The organism is Ruegeria sp. A5 (assembly GCF_056543005.1).
This window is the reverse complement of record NZ_JBQGAV010000010.1, coordinates 123,787-141,859: the sequence shown is the minus strand read 5'-3', so window position 1 is coordinate 141,859 and position 18,073 is coordinate 123,787. Positions and strand designations below refer to the sequence as shown.

Genomic DNA, 18,073 nt, shown 5'->3' with positions numbered 1-18,073 from the left:
TCTGACAACTGCGTTCACCATTTCAAATGGCCTTTGATGCCCTGGCCTTGCAGGATCGACATCGTGCCTGCCGCGCCCAGGCCAAGGTATCCAGCGGACCGTCGGAAAAAGCCGCCAACGCCGCCCTGACGATGGCCTGCATCGATTTCGTCCACCCAAAAATCGGCCGCTTCGCGTGCGGCGGTTTTTTCGCCTTTGATTGCGGAGCGAGCTTCGGTTCCGGCCAGTGCAATTGAGCCGAAAGCTGCGAGCCCGGCGGCAAGGACCGATCCAGCACCACCACCCGTGACGAGCTTGCCCGACACCGAGACCACGTTGAGAGTGCCCGAGGCCGTGCCCTCGACCACATTTGCGGTGCCCACGCCGGTCTCGCCTTCGGCGATTTGCGTGATCCCTGTGCCAACCTGAATGCCGCTGGCCGCCATACCGATCACCATGAGCCCACGGCCCATGACCCCTAGGATGGCGCGGCCCCCGGACAGGGTCTGCGACACTGCCTTGCTACCCCGCATTGCTTTGGCGAGCTTGGAGATTGAGGTGATTTTGCCTTGCTTGTTCACCATGTTCATGGTGTCGACTTTTTGCACCATCGACGCAGTATCGGGCGCAGCGCCCGGGCGGTAGACTTGCACGGTGCCCTTGATCATGCCGGTATTGGTGTCGAATGAGGTCAACATTCCGTTTCCCTGTTTCGGGATCTCGATCAGCGTCCAATTGCCGTTGCCATGCGCCACCAGATGAGACCGGACTCCGGCGACCTTCACACCCTGGGCATGGGTGGTGTTGACGTCTGCAAAGGAAACCATGGCAGTGGGCGGGTGCGTGTGTGCGATAGCCGTCGTTCCCTTTGGAATCGAGACCTCGGGCTTGGTGGCCGTGCCCTTCAATATCTTGAACGTGTTGTTCTCTTTGATAAGGGCAAACTCCTGCACGCTGCCTTCAGTGTTCCTGACCTGAGTCGCCAGCGCATCAAGCGTCTCAAGACCCTTCTGCAACGATGCAACTTCAAGGCCTCCGTTGGGCACAGTGGGCGGTGCAGTGCCCTCGGGATCGTTGAGCGTTACCGGGTTGTTATAGGCATAAGCATAAAGGTTCAGCCCACCTTCAATTCCGATGGGATCGGCGCTGATCCATCGGCCGAGCCAAGGGGCGGCATAGCGGGCACCATGATGGTTAAGCCCGGTTTCGGCATCCCGCTCCATCGCGGTATATCGAAAACGTTTCGGACCTAGGCCAGCGGTGGCAACGCCTTGATAGGTGGTACTGCCGAAGGGGCTGTATTCCTCGTAAGACAGAACATTGCCGTTCTCGTCCAGTTCGATCCCCACACTGCCCACATGGTTACTGTGCTGATAACGAATGACGCGGCTGACCGCTCCACCGGCGATCGTCGTCTCAACCAATGCAATACGGCCAGCTTCGTCCCCCACATGCAGGGTCTCTCGGGTCCGCGGGTTTGCACCCGGTTCGCGGATAATGTCGAACCCGCCCAGCGAGATCGTTTCGCGACGGATGGCTCCTGCAGCGGTTTCTGTCACTTTTCGGATGCGGGTCCCGTCAGAGGCGTAAACAAAGAAAGTGCGGTCCCCTTGGTGCGCCAGGCCGTCCGCATCATCAGGTCCAACTGCCTGACGGCGGCACATGCGCAGTTGGTTGTCGTGGTCCCATGCGATCTGATCGAGATGAGAAAGGCGCAGCATGTTGCCCATCGCATCATAGCCGTCACCGCCCTGACTGATGATATCATTCAAGGCACCGACCGATGTTTGACTTAAGCGGTTCGAGGATACCCCCGCGGCCAGATCGCTGTCCTCGCCATAGGTGTAGGTCCGCGTCCAACCGGGCGCCACGGGATCAGAGCCCCGGTGGCGCATCTCAATCAAGTTGCCCGCAATGTCATAGTGAAAACGCTCAAGATAACGGCCAAGGGTGAAACCATCACTGCGGTGTGGCAGCCGGGTTCGCGCGGCGTCGTTATAGCTGTGGGCGCCGGGTGCGCCGCCTTGCTGGCCCAGATGTTCGCGGCCCGTCGCTTCGATCAAACGATGCAGGGCATCAAACGTATAGTCGTTAGAAGCATCAACACGGCGATTGCGGAAAAAGATCTGCTGTTGCGCGCTGTCGCGGATGTGGGTCACGTGGCCAGACACATCGTAGATCATGTGCTGCGCCTGCAAGTGGCATCCTGGCCAGCCTGCAACTGGCGGTGTCGGACAGTCCGAGCCAAATCCGATTGCATCGCGCCGGGTGATGATGCGTTCGGTGAGACGGGTCAACGGATCATGTAGGATTTCTGTTTCAACCGCGTTGCCATAGGTGATGCGTTCGCGGTCGCCCCAAGGGTTGTATGCAATGCCTGTGACCACGGCATGATCCGCAGTGGCGGGATCCAATAAAGTGTCAGGTGCCGCGGGTCGTGCGTGCCAGGTGTCCACCCGATCAAGCCGCGAGGACGGGTTATAGCGGTACTGCACAACCTGGATGCGCGCGCCCGGCGATTGCGATTGCAGCGGCACCAGTTGGACCGGACGGTCCAGCGCGTCAAAGCGGGTTTGCCCTGCGAAAATCTCGGGCTCAGTCGCCACGGGTGTGGCCCAATCGAGCGTGGTGCGAAACTCCTGCGCCAGTTGCCGCTGGCTGCGGATTGGGTTGCCTTTGAAATCATGGGCCAAAATTTCCATCGTGCCGGATTGGTCGCGGCTGATCGCAATGCGTTTGCGATGGTTCAGGGCTTCGGGCGTCGGCAGCGATTCTCCGTAGATCGTTTCATCGATCCGCAGCTCAGGACCCGCATTGATGCTTAGATGAGTGGCGATGGGTCGGCGCAATACATCGAATTCGTGGCGCAGCCGGTGGTCGCGCGCATCCCACGTAAACGCCGTTTCGCCACTTACATCCGTTAGCCGCCAACGGGTACCGCCCTCCATACTGTCGGTCCGAATGGCGGTGCTGAGCATGTCGAAAGCGGTACGCTGAACCTCGCGCCCAAGCTCATCCCAGGTTCGGCGCGTATTGCCTTCGATATCGATTTCGGTCGCAACGCGGTGGAGTGTCTCGGTCGGTAGGGTGCCCGGGGCCGTGTTGCTGTAGAGCGTGCGGTTCGTGGTGAGGCGCGCGATCAGCGCACCACGGGTATCCGCCAATGCCCGCATCGGTGTGTCATCATAAAGCGCCGATTTCGATGCAGCCTCAGTGGCGCGCTGCCGGTCTTCGGGATCGGGGAAACGGTTAGCCAACGCCTGCGCTTGCGCCGGATCAGTGCGCAGCGCGTGCCAAGTGGGTAAATAGGCAGCCTGCGGCAACCTGCGGAAATGGTCGCCAAGATCGGGGTCTTGGGCGGGATCCGAAATCAGTACAGTATCGCCCGGGTCCCATGTCGTCTGGTCCCAAACAGAAAACCGGTGTTTGCTCCATGTATGATCGGGATTCAAAATCCCGATCTCTCTGCCCAATGCGTCGTAGAAGAAAATTGGGCTTACACCGATGCGGATGTCGGACTCATAGGTCGGGCGATCTGTGAAGAACGGTTCGAACTGTCGAACAATATTGCCTTTGTTGTTGCGCACTTGCCAGCTGGTACCGACCCAGCGTGGCGATGGCGATGCGGACATAACCGGTCGACCATCAGGACCCAACAGGATGTTCCCCGAGCCATCACGCGTTGGGACCGGACCGTCTTCGGCCTGAATCTTGCGTTGAATTTCCTGCCCCATCCCATCTGTAAAGGTAAGTTCGGCCAGGAACGGGGTGGTTTGACCCGGCAAAAGATCACTGTCGTGAACCTCTCGATGCAGGGAAAGACCGATGACGGGTGATGGGACAGGATCCCCACGAGAGTGATAATAGGCCCAGGGATCATAAACATAACGCATTGTCGCGCGCCCAAGTGCTGCCAGAGCTTCAGGTCCACGCGGATTAGTCAGCACTTGGGTGCGTGCTGCAGGCACCAGTGTCGGATCAAAGCCATCCAGCCTGTCACCTTCGTCGGGCCCATCGACCTTGCCCATTCGGGCCATGCCGGTCACGCGGCCATAGGCGTCAAAGGTCACCTCGCTGCGATTGCCGTTCTCATCGGTCAATACCGAGGCTTGCAAAACGCGATAATCCTGTCGGCGTTCGGTGATTGCGCCAGCTGGACCGGTCGAGCGTACCCCTGCCGACATGCGATTGCCCAATGCGTCCTGCGTTTCCTCGATCAGCAGGTCGAAAGCGTCATAGCGGGCTGTTGTTTCCGTATGTGTCGCAGGCTGATGGAACGGGTCCCGCAGGCGATGTGGTCGAAAGAAATGCTGTCGTGCAAATGCCAGCTCTTGCGCGGGCGTATCACCGCTTGAGGGCGACAAAAGCTGACGGTCCGATGGGCGCCACCACTGGCCGTCGCCGTCAATCTCGGTGTATCCCGCCTGCGCCATCTCGGCCGCACCAACGCGGCCTCCATAAACCTGCGTGACAAGACCCGGCGTGAAGGCCAGTTGGAAGCTTTGATGGAGAAGCCCCAAACTACCCAACTGGCCTAGCGGCAGTGGGCCGGTCAGCGTATCTTCCCTGAAGTACTGACGGCGGTGTTCGATCAGACGACGCTGCACCTGACCCGCGGTTGGGGTCGCTTCATAAGCAAGATCGGCTGCAGCGTTCGCCTCTGTCTCGATCTCATCAAAGGACAAACGCGTACCCTGCGCTGGGCTTAAGCCGGTAAGCTCAAAGCTTTGTTCTTCACATGACACCGGGGCGCGGTAGGTTTGATCTGTCGCGATCAGGTCCGTGACGCGCCGCGTGTGTAATACCGCATGTAACTGCGCCTGACGCACCTGATCTTCAGGCGTCAGCGTCGGATCAGGTGTTTGCCGGCCATACATGACATCGACGCGGCGCAGTTCAGTCCCAAACGGGTCAACCTCCAGAATGACCTGATGCTGAAGGCGCGGGTCATCGGGGGTCCGCTCATAATGCGCGGTTAGGCTTTCCCGGGCATGGGTCAGAAACACGGCATGACGGTTGGGTCCACGGGACTGCAGCAAATGCACAGTCTGCGTTTGCTCGACCACCTGATAGGGGTGACCATTGGGATAGCCGGGCTCCGCCCAGCCATCGAGCGCATAGGTTTCACGCCGAAGCACCGTGCCGCGAAGCGCGCGCGCAGCCTCGCGGGTTTCTCCGGTTGTCAATCCGGGTGGCAACACCGTGTCGGGCAAAAGCCGCCGCCGCGCTTCAACATCGTCGTCACGCCAAGCGGGTGCGCGCCAGTATTCCCCACGATCCTGCCCATCAAGCAGACCAGCCAAGACATCGGGCAGACTACCTTGGTCGAGATACACGCCAGTATGAAACCATGTTCTGGTCAGTACGGGCGGAACATGAGACACCGGGTCTTCGTTTGATGCCAGTGGCCCCAGCGCATCTGACGAGAGCGCTGCGAATTCCTCGGTGTCCCATTGTTCGACCATGCCGAACCCGCGAAACTCGCGCTCGACCCCGTCGAAATGACCATGGTGAAAGGCAAAGCGAGATACGAACCGGGTTTGCGCCACACGATCATGTGTGACGATGCGATCAACCACCTGCACCGGGAACGGCAGGCGTGTGGCCCAAGGACGTCCTTCATAAAGGTCTTGCAGGTAAAACCGCGACGACGAGGCATAGCGCAATTCGGTCTCGCCACCGAAATTGTTGACATATCGGGTCATGAGGTGCGGTTTTTGTCCGCCCATCAGATCGACGTAACGCAGAGGCTGACCTGCGTCGCGGGACAAAGTAGAGGACCACACAAGACAGGCGGTGCCCGTTCCAAATAGATCGAGCAGATCAACCGAAGTTTCGGTATCAAGCGGCGGCACATTCCCTAGGCGTCGACGCGGTGCAAGCCGGTTGCCAGACATGTTGAAATAGAGGTCGATACCTTCTGCACCCAGATAGACAATGTCGGTGGTGCCCGAGCCGTCGATATCCGTCAGGCGCAGGCGGCTGCGGTCGAACATTTCGGGGCGATCAAATTGTGGCGCGTCGTCCATCGCCACTTTGGTGCCGAAACGCCCATATCCGCAATTGGGCCAATAGGCGACTTCACCACAGCGGATACGAACCAGATCAGACAATCCGTCGCCGGACATATCCGCCAGAAAAATTGCAGCCTCCGGATCGGAAAACACAAGTCGGGGTCCGTCAGTGTCGTTCCATGGCTGCGCTTGCCTGCGCGCGGGGCCAAACCCGGCCTCGCCTTCAGAGGGGTGCCAGACAAAAGCGGTGTCCTCGGTCAGAAGAATGTCTGCAAGGCCATCGCCTGTCAGGTCAACCATCTTCATGCTGTCATTGGACACATCTACATGTGGCCAACATTCAAACGCGCGGAAGTCGGACCAGCCGGATTGCGCGTCGCGCTCATGGAACCCCGGGGTTGTCCGGTCCATTACCACCAGATCCGGGCGACCGTCCCCTGCAAGGTCCATCCATTGGCCTGACTCAGCAAATGCAGGCCGTTCGGCAACCAGCACGGGGGCAGCAAAGCGCGCCGTGCCATTCATTGGTCCAAGGTTGCGAGTGTAATGCCAGGCACCCGGGGTCGAGGTCAGTATTCCACCAACTCCGTCACCGTCCAAATCAACCCAGTTTGCCGGATCGGTAAGTCCGGCCGGAGCACCTTCGGTCTGCTCGCGGTCAAGGCCGTGCACAATATCGTTCACTTCAGCTCGGCTATAGGTGAATTCCACCGGTGGAATTGCCTGTCGTCTGTAGGCGAGGAACGTGGCACCGTTCACATCGAGCGGTGCAACCGTATCGTCCGGAGCGAAGCCCGACTGCGCGACCGCCATGAGGAATGAGCCATAGCGCGTACTGCCGGGGTGCTGACGCTCGTCATCGGTGTCAGCACCGGGAGGGGTGAAATCGTCATAGGAAAACTCGGTTGCCTTCACGAGACCGCGATAGCCCGGTTCGCCCGTCGGCAGGTCGGGGATATCGTGAAAATTCAGAATTCGATGGCAGCGACGATAGCGCCGAACCTCAAAGCCCGCGCGGTAGCTTGATGTGGGGTCCGGGCGCACTTGCCAATTTCGGCCGGGATTAGCGGATGCATGGACAAGCTCATGCTGAGCATCCGCCGCCACGTTGGGATCAGGTGCGATTGGCAACAGGTGGTCTTCGCCATAATCGAATACGACCGTGAACAGCCATCCACCTGCATTCACATCCGGATCAACCAAACGAGAGACTCGATTGCCGTAGCGGATGCGTTTCAGATACCGCTCGGCTGTGCGGGACCGATTGGCTTCGTGCGCCTGCGCCTGATCGATTCCAACTGCGTCTTCGGCGACATGCTCGTATCGGATGGCGTTGCCTTTGTCGTCAAAGGTCTCGGACAACAACCAGCGAAATACACGGGCGGGGTCGTCCGGGTCTGCCACCCTTGATAGGCCTGACGCGCCATAGATCGAAGTGACGTTTTCGCGCGACGTGACACGCCAATGCGCGATACCCGACGCCTCGTCTGTCCACCGCTCAATGCGGGCAAAAGTGCTTTCGATCCGTGGGCGGAACCTGTGGATGGTCACACCTGGAAACCGCGCGCGATCTTCCCATTGTGCCCCCTGAGAATCGAGCAGCGGCACCAGATCTTCAGACCCAGAAATCAGGAAGACATCCGATCTGGCGGCATCGTCGTATTGGGGCAGGCCCTTTTCCGTTTTGCGCGTGATCTCGGGCAGCGAAAGTGACCATCCAAAGCCGAAAATGCCGCTGCTGGTGCCAGCCTCATAGCTCAGTTGCAGCTCTGGTGTGAAACCACCGCGCCCGGTGCTGACAGGAACCGGAATCGTCAAGGACGCAGACCCGGTCACCGGATTCGAGGTGATCTTTTCACCAATACCAGAAATCGCGCCACCGCCTTTCGGCAGATTAAGCGACAGCACATCTTTGTTGGCGCCATTGTCACCTGAAATGGCGGATGCTTCCGACCTTTGAGGTCGGGAAATGGCAGTGGAGCCTAACATTCGGCCACCATAAATTCGTCATAAAAATATCAGCGCCACAGGGGTGCTTTACGTAGGGTAAGCAATCGGAAACCACTGGGTCAATGCAATCAGATGGGATCGGCGGTTGTCTGCCGTACCGTTCTGGTTGTGTTGTTAAGCACAACCTCGCAAGCCTTGGACAAGGCTACGAAGTTTCATTGCGCCGGCAGCTTATCACCTGGGTTGCGGGACCTGCAGAAACAATAAATCAGTAGGGGTAAGGGCAGGGTTCGCGTGCGAATCCGGTTCATGTGGACAAGCTAGAATCAGCGATCCGACTAACGGACGCGCCTGAGGTAAACGTAATAGGCGCCATCACCGCCATGGCTTATATGTGCGGGTGTTACCTGCAGCACCGCTTGTGCAAGTGGCGGAATAGACAGCCAGTGGGGCACCTGATTGCGCAAGACCCCACGCGGTGTTGGAATGGGTCCCGGTTCGTCCCGGTCCTTGCCCTTGCCGGTTATGACCAACACCAGCCGTTTGCCCTGTGCCTGTGCGGTCAGGATGAACCGAACCAATGCGGGATGAGCAGCGCTCATGCGCATCCCGTGCAGGTCCAGCTTGCCTTCGGGCTTGAGCTTGCCGCGTTTCATGCGACCAAAAGACTTGGTGTCCATCTGCACCAGATTTGCCCGCAAACCTTCGGTGATCGATGGCTTAAGGTTATTCCGTGACGGTTTGGTTGGCGCAGTCTGACCCAGTTCAAAGGCTTCTATCCGCGCCTTGGGCGTTTTGGTCGGTTTGGGCTTGGGCAAGGTAGTGGGGTGCACAGTCTGAGGCAGTTCGGGGTGCAAACGCTCAGCCTGTTTGGCGACCTTGCGCCACAAATCGATCTCATCCGCAGTCAGTTTGCGCCGGGTCATCAGAACTCATCCGGTAACAGGGCGTAGGCCCTCTGGATCGGCAACAGCACAACCATACGGCCGGGATCCTTCAAGCGACCGGCGGCCTGCCCGGCATCATCCCCTGTGCCAAAGAAAATGTCGGCACGTTGCGCACCCTTGATCGCCGATCCGGTGTCTTGTGCGATCATCAATCGGCGCAGCGGGTTTTTGCCATCCTTTTCTACCCAAACTGGCGCGCCCAAAGGTGTATAAGCCGGATCTGCCGCGATACTGCGCATCGTGGTCACTGAGCGGTTCATGGCGCCTAACGGTCCGAACTCGGGCGCAACACGCGTCACCTCTCGGAAGAAAACATAAGAAGGGTTGTGTAGTAACAGCTCAGCCCCGGCTTCAGGGTTTTTGCGTACCCAGGTCCGGATCATCTGCGCGCTGACCTGGTGCGCGCCCAGCGCACCCCGTCGGACCAGTTCCGCGCCGATCGAGCGATAGGGATGCCCATTCGCACCGCCATATCCAACCCGCAATGCACCGCCATCGGGCAGACGTATCCGGCCCGAGCCTTGAATTTGCAGAAAGAACAACTCAACAGGGTCATCGACCCACGCTATCTCAAGGCCCCGACCTGTCAGGGCGTCACCGGTCAGCAGGTCACGGCGACTGAGCCACTTGCCCGCCTCTCGCGCCTCGGGCGGCATCCGGTAGAGTGGATAGCGGTATTTATCAGTTGGGGTTTTCGACCCATCCAGTTCAGGTTCAAAATATCCGGTGAACAGGGCATCATCGCCGTCTTCGACCAGAACAGGGCGAAAGAACAGCTCGAAAAAAGCCCGCGCCGCGCCAGGTTCATAACTCTGAGCCACGCCACACAGCGCCTGCCAATCAGGATCGTCCAGATCACCACAGGTGTTCAGAAAAACCGAAAGGGCCGCCCCGTGATCGTCGGCGGCCCAGCCATCGAGGTCATCGAATGACAGGATGGATCGCGTCGCCTCGGCTCCGGCGGCGCTGGCAGTGGTCATGACGACCCCCAGAAATAGCGACCGGAGCGCTGCAATCATGCGTCCGTGGCAACAAGCAGCCAGTTCGGATCGTCCGCGCCCATGACACGGGCAAAGGTCCAGCTGTCCTTTTGGCGTTTGACGGTGTTCGGGTTGCCTTCGACAATATCCCCGCCGCGATCGCGCACGACCGACGTCAGCTCACCGATAAAGCGCATGGTGATCTCGGCCTGATTGGTATCCTTATCGAAGGTCGCATCGACCAGAGTGGTTTCACGCACCCCGATGAATTCGGCTTCGATGGTCAGACCTTTGTCTTCACGATCCGCAACAACCGATACAAAACTGTCGAATACTTCTTCGGACAGGAACGGCTGGATTTCGTCCAGATTGCCCTTTTCAAAGCCCATCACGATCATCTCATAGGCGCCGCGCGCGCCCTGAACAAATTCGCTGACAGAAAAACTGGGTTCGACCCGCTTCATTGCGGCCAATGTTTGCGCCTGTTCACTGTCTTCGGCCACATGGTCGGTGATGTCGTGATCTGGCCCGCCTTCAATCACTTCGAAATCACGGCGCGCGCCATTGGTATCAGGCTGTTGCTGAAGGGGCGGTTTCTCAAAACCTTCGCGTGTACCCAACACGCTTTTCAAGCGCAGGATCAGGAAAATGGCAATTCCGGCCAGCACCAGAAGCTGGATCAGGGGTGAGTTCATTTCGTCCTCTTTTCAGAACCCGGGCTTTGTATACGCTGCCCTCTGCCACTATGTAGGTGACAGTCGGGGCCAAGTCCACAGCCCGGACCATGCTAAAGGATACCGCAAATGTACTTGTTCTTGGCTTTTTTATTGGTTCCGATCATCGAGATCGCCCTGTTTATCCAGGTTGGCGGTCTGATCGGGCTTTGGCCGACGCTTGCAATCGTGGTTCTGACCGCCGTTCTGGGCACGGTTCTGGTGCGGACACAAGGTCGCATGGCGCTGGCCAATTTGCAGCGATCCTTTGCCGAATTGGACGACCCAACCGAACCGCTGGCCCATGGGGCGATGATCTTGCTGTCTGGTGTTTTGCTGCTGACACCAGGGTTTTTCACCGATGCCATTGGTTTTGCGCTGCTTGTTCCCGGCATCCGGGTCGCAGTGTTCCGCTATCTCAAGTCCAAGGCGACCATCACGCATTTTCAAATGGGCACCGGCGCACAATTCAGGTCGGGGCCAAACCCGTTTGATCAGGACGATGTGATAGATGGCGAATTCACCGAGGTTCGCCCTCGCCAGAACTCCGGAAAGCCGTCGAAGTGGGTGGAAGGCCCGCACCAGCATTGAGCTATCCGGCCCAAATTGCTAAGCAGTGCCGAATTTCAATTCCGGAGAAGTTTCATGGCTGACGAAAGCCCTGCAGAAAACACCGCCGCACAGGCAGCCCCTCAGATCCAGATGCGCGTTCTGGGACAGTTCATTCGCGACATGTCCTTTGAAAACGTCATGGCGCAAAAAGGCGTCTCAGGCGACGTACAGCCCGAGATTTCAGTTCAGGTCAATCTGGACGCAAAGAAACGCACGACCGAGCACCAGTATGAAGTCTCGATCAAGCTAAAACTGACATCCAAGGCCAAGGGCCTGGAAGACGTCCTGTTCCTGTGCGAAATCGACTATTGCGGCCTGTTCCACGTGGAAGGTGTGCCCGAGGATCAAATGCATCCGTTCCTGATGATCGAATGCCCGCGCATGCTGTTCCCGTTCCTGCGCCGCATCGTCAGCGACATCACCCGCGACGGTGGCTACCCGCCGGTCAACCTGGATAACATTGATTTCGTGGCACTTTATCGCAACGAACTGGCGCGCCGTCAGGCCGCCGCTCAAGAGCAGAAAACTGACGCCTAAGGTTTTGGTCCGCGTCTGGTTCGAGTCAGGCGCGGGCCCACAGGGCGTTCTCGCCCAGCTTCTCGACAAATTTCTGATGCGCTGCGCGCTCATCCTCGGTGATCCGGGATGGCAGGGCATCGGGTCGCGCTGTCGGGCGCCATTCCTCACCAACGCCAGACGCTGCACTTGCCGACGTTGACAATCCAAAGTCGGGCTGACGGCCTCCGATCAGCTCCAGATACACTTCGGCCAGAATTTCCGAGTCAAGCAGCGCGCCGTGCAGCACCCTGTTTGAGTTATCGATGCCAAACCGGCGGCACAACGCATCCAACGAAGCGGGTGATCCCGGAAACCGCTTACGCGCAATGGCCAGCGTGTCGATTGCCTGATCCATCGGGATCAGCGACACCCCCATCCAGCCCAGTTCGGCGTTCAGAAACTTCATGTCGAACGAAGCGTTGTGGATCACCAGCTTGGCGTCACCCACGAATTCGCGAAACCCTTGCCCAACCTTGGCAAAGACAGGTTTGTCCTTCAGCGTGACTTCGCCTTTTTCCGGCGGGCGCGGGTTTTCCAGCAGGTCGGGGCCGATGCCATGCACACCAAATGCCTCTTCCGGCATAGAACGCTCGGGGTTGATGTAGACGTGATAAGTTTCTCCTGTGGCTACGTGGTTCCACAGCTCAACCGCGCCGATCTCGACGATCCGGTCGCCGCTTTCGGGATCAAACCCTGTGGTCTCGGTATCGAGTACAATCTCACGCATCTGCCAACCCTGCCCGTATCTGCCTGACGATATCCTGCACCTGCGCGCGAGCATGGTCCAGAGTATCCGTGACAATCACGAAATCCGATCGCGCGCATTTCTCTTCGTTTGGCATTTGCTTGGAGCGAATCTGCTCAAACTGCGCCTCATTCATCGTGCCGCGCGCCATGACCCGTCTTTTTTGTTCTTCAGCAGAGATTGAAACACAAGCAACAGCATCCATCGCCGCATCACCACCGGTTTCAAACAACAGCGGAATGTCGAATACCAAGATATCGGCGGACGACGAAGATCGAAATGAGGCGCGATCCGCCGCTACCAGAGGGTGTACGATTTTTTCAATTGTTTTTAGCGCGTTAGGATCATTCGCAATGATTTGCTTCAACGCATCCCGGCTGACCGCATCCTCGGCAATGGCGGTAGGAAACGTAATCCGCATGGGCTCAACCGCCGCACCGCCCTTTGCATAGAGCCGATGCACCGCAGCATCCGCATCCCAAAGCGCACAGCCTTCATCTGCAAACATCTGAGCGGTCGTACTCTTGCCCATACCGATTGATCCGGTGAGCCCCAGCGCAAAACTCATGCCAAGGCCGCCGCGCGGGTTTCCGCATCCACTTCGGGGCGAACACCGAACCAGCGTTCAAACCCGGGAACAGCTTGATGCAGCAACATTCCCAGCCCGTCGACCGTTGTACATCCAACCTCTTCCGCCTGTTTTAACAGATGCGTTTGAAGCGGCGCGTATACCAGATCGGTGACAACAGCGCCGGGTTGCAATCCATCCAGTGGAACGCGTAACTCTGGCTGCCCTTGCATACCCAAAGACGTGGTGTTCACGACTAGTTCTGCGTCTTCGATCACATTTCCCGCCTGCACCCAGTCAACGACCGTAATCCGTTGGCCGAACTCTTCCTTCAAATGATCCGCACGGGTGCGGGTGCGGTTGGTCAACAGGATTTCAGGCACTCCGGCTTCTGCCAGCGCTTGAAGCACCGCCCGCGCAGCACCGCCCGCACCAAATACAACCGCAGGCCCATCCTGCGGGTTCCAATCGGGCGCACCGCTGCGAAGATTGGCCATGAACCCGTAGCCATCCGTATTATCCGCGTGAATTGAACCATCCTCGCGGAATACAAGCGTATTTGCCGCCCCGATGACTGAGGCACGGTCCGAGACATGATCCGCCAACCGCAAAGCAGCCTCTTTATGCGGTACGGTCACGTTGGCCCCAACAAACCCAGCCTTGGGTAGTGTCCGCAGAACGGTTTCCAGATCAGCCGGGGCGACATCCATTGGGATGTAGTGCCCCACCAATCCATAGGTTTTCAGCCAATGCCCGTGCAGTTTTGGCGAGCGGGAATGTGCAATGGGTTGCCCAATCACGCCGGCCAGAGGAACGCGATGCTCCGTCATTGATCGATCACTCCCTTCACGGCCAGAAAATTGAGCAGCTCTAACAGGGGCATACCCAAGACGTTAAAGTAGTCGCCGTCAATGGTGGCAAACAGGCGCACGCCTTCTTCTTCCAGTTTATAAGCCCCCACTGCGTGCCGAATACTGTCCCAGTTCCGCGCCACGTAATCACGTAAATAAGCATCCGAGCTGGCCCGCAAACGCAAACGCACCTGACCTACATGCCGCCAGATGGGCTCACCATCCTGATAGATCACCGCCGCCGACAGCAACATATGTCGCTTGCCGCGCATTGCTTTAAGCTGCGCCAGTGCTTCTTCCGGCGTTTCCGGCTTCGACAGCATCTGACCTTCGAAATCCAGAACCTGATCGCAACCCAGAACCATAGCGCCGCGCACTTTGTCACTGATCTTACGTGCTTTCATTTCGGCAAGCGCATCGGCAACATCACGGGGCGAAGCTCCCTCAGCAATCAGGGCGCGTTTGGCTGTGTCTTCATCCACCCGCGCGATCTGAACCGAAAACGGGACGCCTGCGTTTCTGAGCAACTGCGCGCGGATCACGGACCCTGAGGCAAGGACTATGGGGACAGTCATGTGGAAAACCCCGTGTGCAAATCAATGAGTAGTCTCGAATGGTTTGTATGGCTTTCCGGTTGACACGCAACCCCGGGAATTTGGCGCAAGACTTCCCCGAGTCGCCCGGATCCTGTCCAGACGGGACAAGGATAAGTTGGAATACTCGGATAAGCATCCCGTCCCGGATTGTTCCAATGGTTATCCACAATTCAGCCCGAACTTTTATCTCATAATTTATTGTTATTAATCAATTTTTTTCTTGATCAACAGATTCTGCGCCGATGTGCTTCACTTTTTCCACCTGGGGAAAAAGGCAGGACAAAAAAGTAATCCACCGAATTTGACCTCCCTACAAAACCATCATCCTTTTTCTTTCTTATTTTTTTTATTAGGAGGGGTTCAGGTAAGCCCGGAATACCCAATGACCGATATTCTTTTCGCAATATACCCTTGGGTGAAATCGCTGCACATCATGGCCGTGATTTCATGGATGGCTGGTTTATTCTATCTGCCCAGATTGTTCGTGTATCACGTTGAAAAGGCGCAAGCCGTAGAGGGTGCGCAACAGATTTTCTTTGAAATGGAAGAAAAGCTGCTGCGTGTGATCATGCGCCCCGCAATGGTCGTGGCCTGGATTTGCGGGCTGATCATGGTTTTCACACCTGGTATTGTCGGGTGGGACTGGAACTGGCCCTGGGTCAAAGGCGCAGCAGTGATCGGCATGACATGGTTTCACCATTGGCTTATGGCTCGGCGCAAGGACTTTGCTGAGGGGCGAAATAAGCTGACTGGGCGGCAGTACCGCATGATGAATGAGGTTCCGACCGTTTTAATGGTTGTTATCGTTCTAGCGGTCGTTGTGAAGTTCTGAGGGCCTGTTTGACTCTTCTTAGGTAAGCGCTTATCTAACGCGTAACGCGCCCGTCCGGGCGAGGTATCTTCCGTTCTGAAATTCCACTCTGGTGCCGCGATCCAAGCGGCCGAGGTTCGTATCATCATGACAACTGAATCCCTGAATCTGGCCGATCTGAAGGCCAAAAGCCCCAAAGACCTTCTGGCCATGGCCGAGGAGCTTGAGGTCGAAAACGCCTCAACCATGCGCAAGGGCGAGATGATGTTTCAGATTCTGCGCGAACGTGCGGATGAGGGCTGGACCATCGGCGGCGACGGCGTGTTAGAGGTTCTGCAAGACGGCTTCGGTTTCCTGCGCTCGCCCGAGGCGAACTATCTTCCCGGACCGGATGACATCTATGTTTCGCCTGACATGATCCGCAAGCATTCGCTGCGCACCGGAGATACGGTTGAAGGTGAGATCAAAGCGCCCGATGAAAACGAGCGTTACTTTGCGCTGACCAACGTCACCAAGATCAACTTTGAAAATCCGGACAAGGCCAAACACAAGATTCTGTTCGACAACCTGACGCCTCTGTATCCGGATGAGCGTCTAAAGATGGAAATCGAAGATCCGAGCATCAAGGACAAGTCTGCTCGCGTGATCGATTTGGTTTCGCCGATTGGTAAAGGTCAGCGATCGCTGATCGTGGCACCGCCGCGGACTGGTAAGACGGTGATCCTGCAGAACATCGCGCATTCCATCGAACAGAACCACCCGGAGTGTTATCTGATCGTCCTGCTGATCGACGAACGCCCGGAAGAGGTGACTGACATGCAACGCTCGGTGAAGGGTGAAGTTGTGTCTTCGACCTTTGATGAACCCGCGACTCGCCACGTGGCCGTGTCGGAAATGGTCATCGAAAAGGCTAAGCGCCTGGTCGAACATAAACGAGATGTTGTTATTCTACTCGATTCGATAACAAGACTTGGTAGGGCATTCAACACTGTGGTGCCATCTTCGGGTAAAGTTCTGACCGGTGGTGTAGATGCAAATGCCCTGCAACGGCCCAAGCGCTTCTTTGGTGCTGCGCGGAACATCGAAGAAGGTGGTTCGCTGACCATCATCGCCACCGCCCTGATCGATACCGGCAGCCGCATGGACGAAGTGATCTTCGAAGAATTCAAGGGCACTGGTAACTCGGAAATCGTTCTGGATCGTAAGATTGCAGACAAACGCGTGTTCCCGGCAATCGACATCCTCAAATCCGGCACCCGGAAAGAGGATCTGCTGGTCGACAAGGGCGATTTGGCCAAGACATTCGTTCTGCGCCGCATCCTCAATCCGATGGGCACAACAGATGCAATCGAGTTCCTGTTGTCGAAGTTGAAACAAACCAAGACGAACGGCGAGTTCTTCGATTCAATGAACACCTGACAAGGTTCTGGCACTGACGCGGGGGCTATCAATGGATACGATATTCGCCCTGGCCAGCGCCCAGGGCAAAGCAGGCGTGGCTGTGATCAGGCTTTCTGGTCCGCAGGCATATGCCTCCGCCAATGAGTTGTCTGGCGGGGGCCTGCCAAGGCGTGGAATGAGAGTACGAACACTCAGCGCGTCGGATGGATCGCGGTTGGATGAGGGCTTGGTTCTGACGTTTCAGGCCCCGTCCAGCTTTACCGGCGAAGACGTGGCCGAGCTTCAGATTCACGGAAGTATGGCGTCAGTCAACGCTGTGCTGACATCTCTTTCGGATATGGACGATCTTCGGCTGGCCGAACCTGGTGAGTTCACGCGTCGTGCACTGGAAAACGGCAAGATGGATCTGGCGCAGGTCGAAGGACTTGCTGATCTGATTGATGCAGAAACCGAAGCACAACGGAAACAAGCGCAGACGATTTTGGCTGGTGCTTTGGGCACATTGGCAGAAAGTTGGCGGCATGATCTGATCCGCGCGGCTTCCCTGTTGGAAGCCGTGATTGATTTTGCTGATGAAGAGGTGCCGATCGACGTAACCCCTGAGGTTCGAACGTTAATCTCTGGTGTTATGGAGGACCTGAGGCAAGAAGCGAAAGGCGTTCGGATCGCAGAACGCATTCGCACCGGCTTTGAGGTCGCCATTGTTGGCCTTCCGAACGCAGGGAAATCGACCTTGCTGAACGCGTTGGCAGGTCGGGAAGCCGCTATTACCTCGGAATATGCCGGGACAACCCGTGATGTGATTGAAGTTCGTATGGACTTGGACGGATTGCCTGTCACGCTGCTGGACACGGCCGGTTTGAGGCAAACCGATGATCACGTTGAAAACCTGGGAATTGAACTGGCGCGCAAACGGGCAGAGGCGGCCGATCTACGAGTATTTCTGTCGGATGAGCCTGATCAGCTAGGTGTACCGATGCAGGCAGATGACATTCATGTTCTGCCAAAATCTGACCTGCGTGAGCCCTTTTCCGGTGGTATATCGGGGAAAACCGGGCACGGGATTGACCAGTTGATAGACAACATATCGCGTGTACTGACTGTTCGAACAGCTAGCCATGGTATTGCAACGCGGGAACGTCACCGTATTGCGATGACTAAAGCATCGGACGCACTTGCGGCTGCGCGAGATGTTCTGGAATCAGGTCCGGACATGTATGATATAGCTGCTGAAGAGTTGAGAACGGCAATTCGGTCGCTTGAATCTTTGGTTGGCAGGATTGATGTCGAAACCCTTTTGGATGAAATCTTCGCAAGTTTCTGTCTGGGAAAATAGGGAGTGTTTCAC

At 57.3% G+C, this 18,073-nt stretch carries 13 protein-coding genes; 5 read left to right on the top strand and 8 right to left on the bottom strand.

Annotated elements, in window-relative coordinates; translation table 11 throughout:
* Positions 1-14: 14 nt before the first annotated feature.
* From ACR0AY_RS18915 to ACR0AY_RS18900, 4 genes are all read right to left on the bottom strand, one after another.
* Positions 15-7,982, bottom strand: a complete 7,968-nt coding sequence (locus tag ACR0AY_RS18915; RefSeq protein WP_480454502.1) for a SpvB/TcaC N-terminal domain-containing protein — start codon at positions 7,980-7,982, stop codon at positions 15-17.
* A 299-nt stretch (positions 7,983-8,281) separates the two neighbouring features.
* Positions 8,282-8,869, bottom strand: coding sequence for a Smr/MutS family protein (locus tag ACR0AY_RS18910; RefSeq protein WP_170515533.1), 588 nt, complete (start codon positions 8,867-8,869; stop codon positions 8,282-8,284).
* Positions 8,869-9,909, bottom strand: coding sequence for a murein transglycosylase A (gene mltA, locus ACR0AY_RS18905; protein WP_170408811.1), 1,041 nt, complete (start codon positions 9,907-9,909; stop codon positions 8,869-8,871). The genes ACR0AY_RS18910 and mltA overlap by 1 nt, the downstream gene beginning before the upstream one ends.
* Positions 9,906-10,565, bottom strand: a complete 660-nt coding sequence (locus tag ACR0AY_RS18900; protein ID WP_170399461.1) for a Tim44/TimA family putative adaptor protein — start codon at positions 10,563-10,565, stop codon at positions 9,906-9,908. The genes mltA and ACR0AY_RS18900 overlap by 4 nt, the downstream gene beginning before the upstream one ends.
* A gap of 108 nt (positions 10,566-10,673) precedes the next feature.
* On the opposite strand from ACR0AY_RS18900, the gene ACR0AY_RS18895 reads away from it, so the two are divergent.
* Together ACR0AY_RS18895 and secB are read left to right on the top strand one after the other, a co-directional pair.
* Entirely contained in the window at positions 10,674-11,174 is a 501-nt protein-coding gene (locus ACR0AY_RS18895) for an FxsA family protein (protein ID WP_170399458.1), read from the top strand.
* A 54-nt stretch (positions 11,175-11,228) separates the two neighbouring features.
* Entirely contained in the window at positions 11,229-11,732 is a 504-nt protein-coding gene (gene secB / locus ACR0AY_RS18890) for a protein-export chaperone SecB (protein ID WP_170399455.1), read from the top strand.
* 25 nt (positions 11,733-11,757) lie between these two features.
* Here the strand turns inward: secB and dnaQ are convergent, their stop codons facing one another.
* The 4 genes from dnaQ to ACR0AY_RS18870 are packed head-to-tail and all read right to left on the bottom strand — an operon-like array spanning position 11,758 to position 14,492.
* Entirely contained in the window at positions 11,758-12,480 is a 723-nt protein-coding gene (gene dnaQ / locus ACR0AY_RS18885) for a DNA polymerase III subunit epsilon (RefSeq protein WP_170515530.1), read from the bottom strand.
* Positions 12,473-13,066, bottom strand: coding sequence for a dephospho-CoA kinase (coaE, locus tag ACR0AY_RS18880; protein WP_170515527.1), 594 nt, complete (start codon positions 13,064-13,066; stop codon positions 12,473-12,475). Before coaE ends, dnaQ begins: the two co-directional genes overlap by 8 nt.
* Positions 13,063-13,896 carry a shikimate dehydrogenase gene (locus ACR0AY_RS18875; protein WP_170515525.1) on the bottom strand — a complete coding sequence of 278 codons (834 nt, stop codon included), beginning with the start codon at positions 13,894-13,896 and terminating at the stop codon, positions 13,063-13,065. Before ACR0AY_RS18875 ends, coaE begins: the two co-directional genes overlap by 4 nt.
* Positions 13,893-14,492, bottom strand: coding sequence for a nucleoside triphosphate pyrophosphatase (locus ACR0AY_RS18870; RefSeq protein ID WP_170515522.1), 600 nt, complete (start codon positions 14,490-14,492; stop codon positions 13,893-13,895). The genes ACR0AY_RS18875 and ACR0AY_RS18870 overlap by 4 nt, the downstream gene beginning before the upstream one ends.
* 403 nt (positions 14,493-14,895) lie before the next feature.
* Here ACR0AY_RS18870 and hemJ point away from each other — a divergent pair, with 403 nt between their 5' ends.
* The 3 genes from hemJ to mnmE all read left to right on the top strand — a co-directional run bounded on the left by hemJ (position 14,896) and on the right by mnmE (position 18,061).
* The gene (gene hemJ / locus ACR0AY_RS18865; protein WP_170515519.1) at positions 14,896-15,345 is read left to right on the top strand and encodes a protoporphyrinogen oxidase HemJ; all 450 of its coding nucleotides are present in this window, start codon (positions 14,896-14,898) and stop codon (positions 15,343-15,345) included.
* 126 nt (positions 15,346-15,471) lie between these two features.
* Positions 15,472-16,743 carry a transcription termination factor Rho gene (gene rho / locus ACR0AY_RS18860; RefSeq protein WP_170515517.1) on the top strand — a complete coding sequence of 424 codons (1,272 nt, stop codon included), beginning with the start codon at positions 15,472-15,474 and terminating at the stop codon, positions 16,741-16,743.
* Positions 16,744-16,774: 31 nt separating this feature from the next.
* Complete coding sequence (gene mnmE, locus ACR0AY_RS18855) at positions 16,775-18,061, top strand: tRNA uridine-5-carboxymethylaminomethyl(34) synthesis GTPase MnmE (RefSeq protein ID WP_170515513.1); 1,287 nt, start codon at positions 16,775-16,777, stop codon at positions 18,059-18,061.
* Positions 18,062-18,073: the final 12 nt, after the last annotated feature.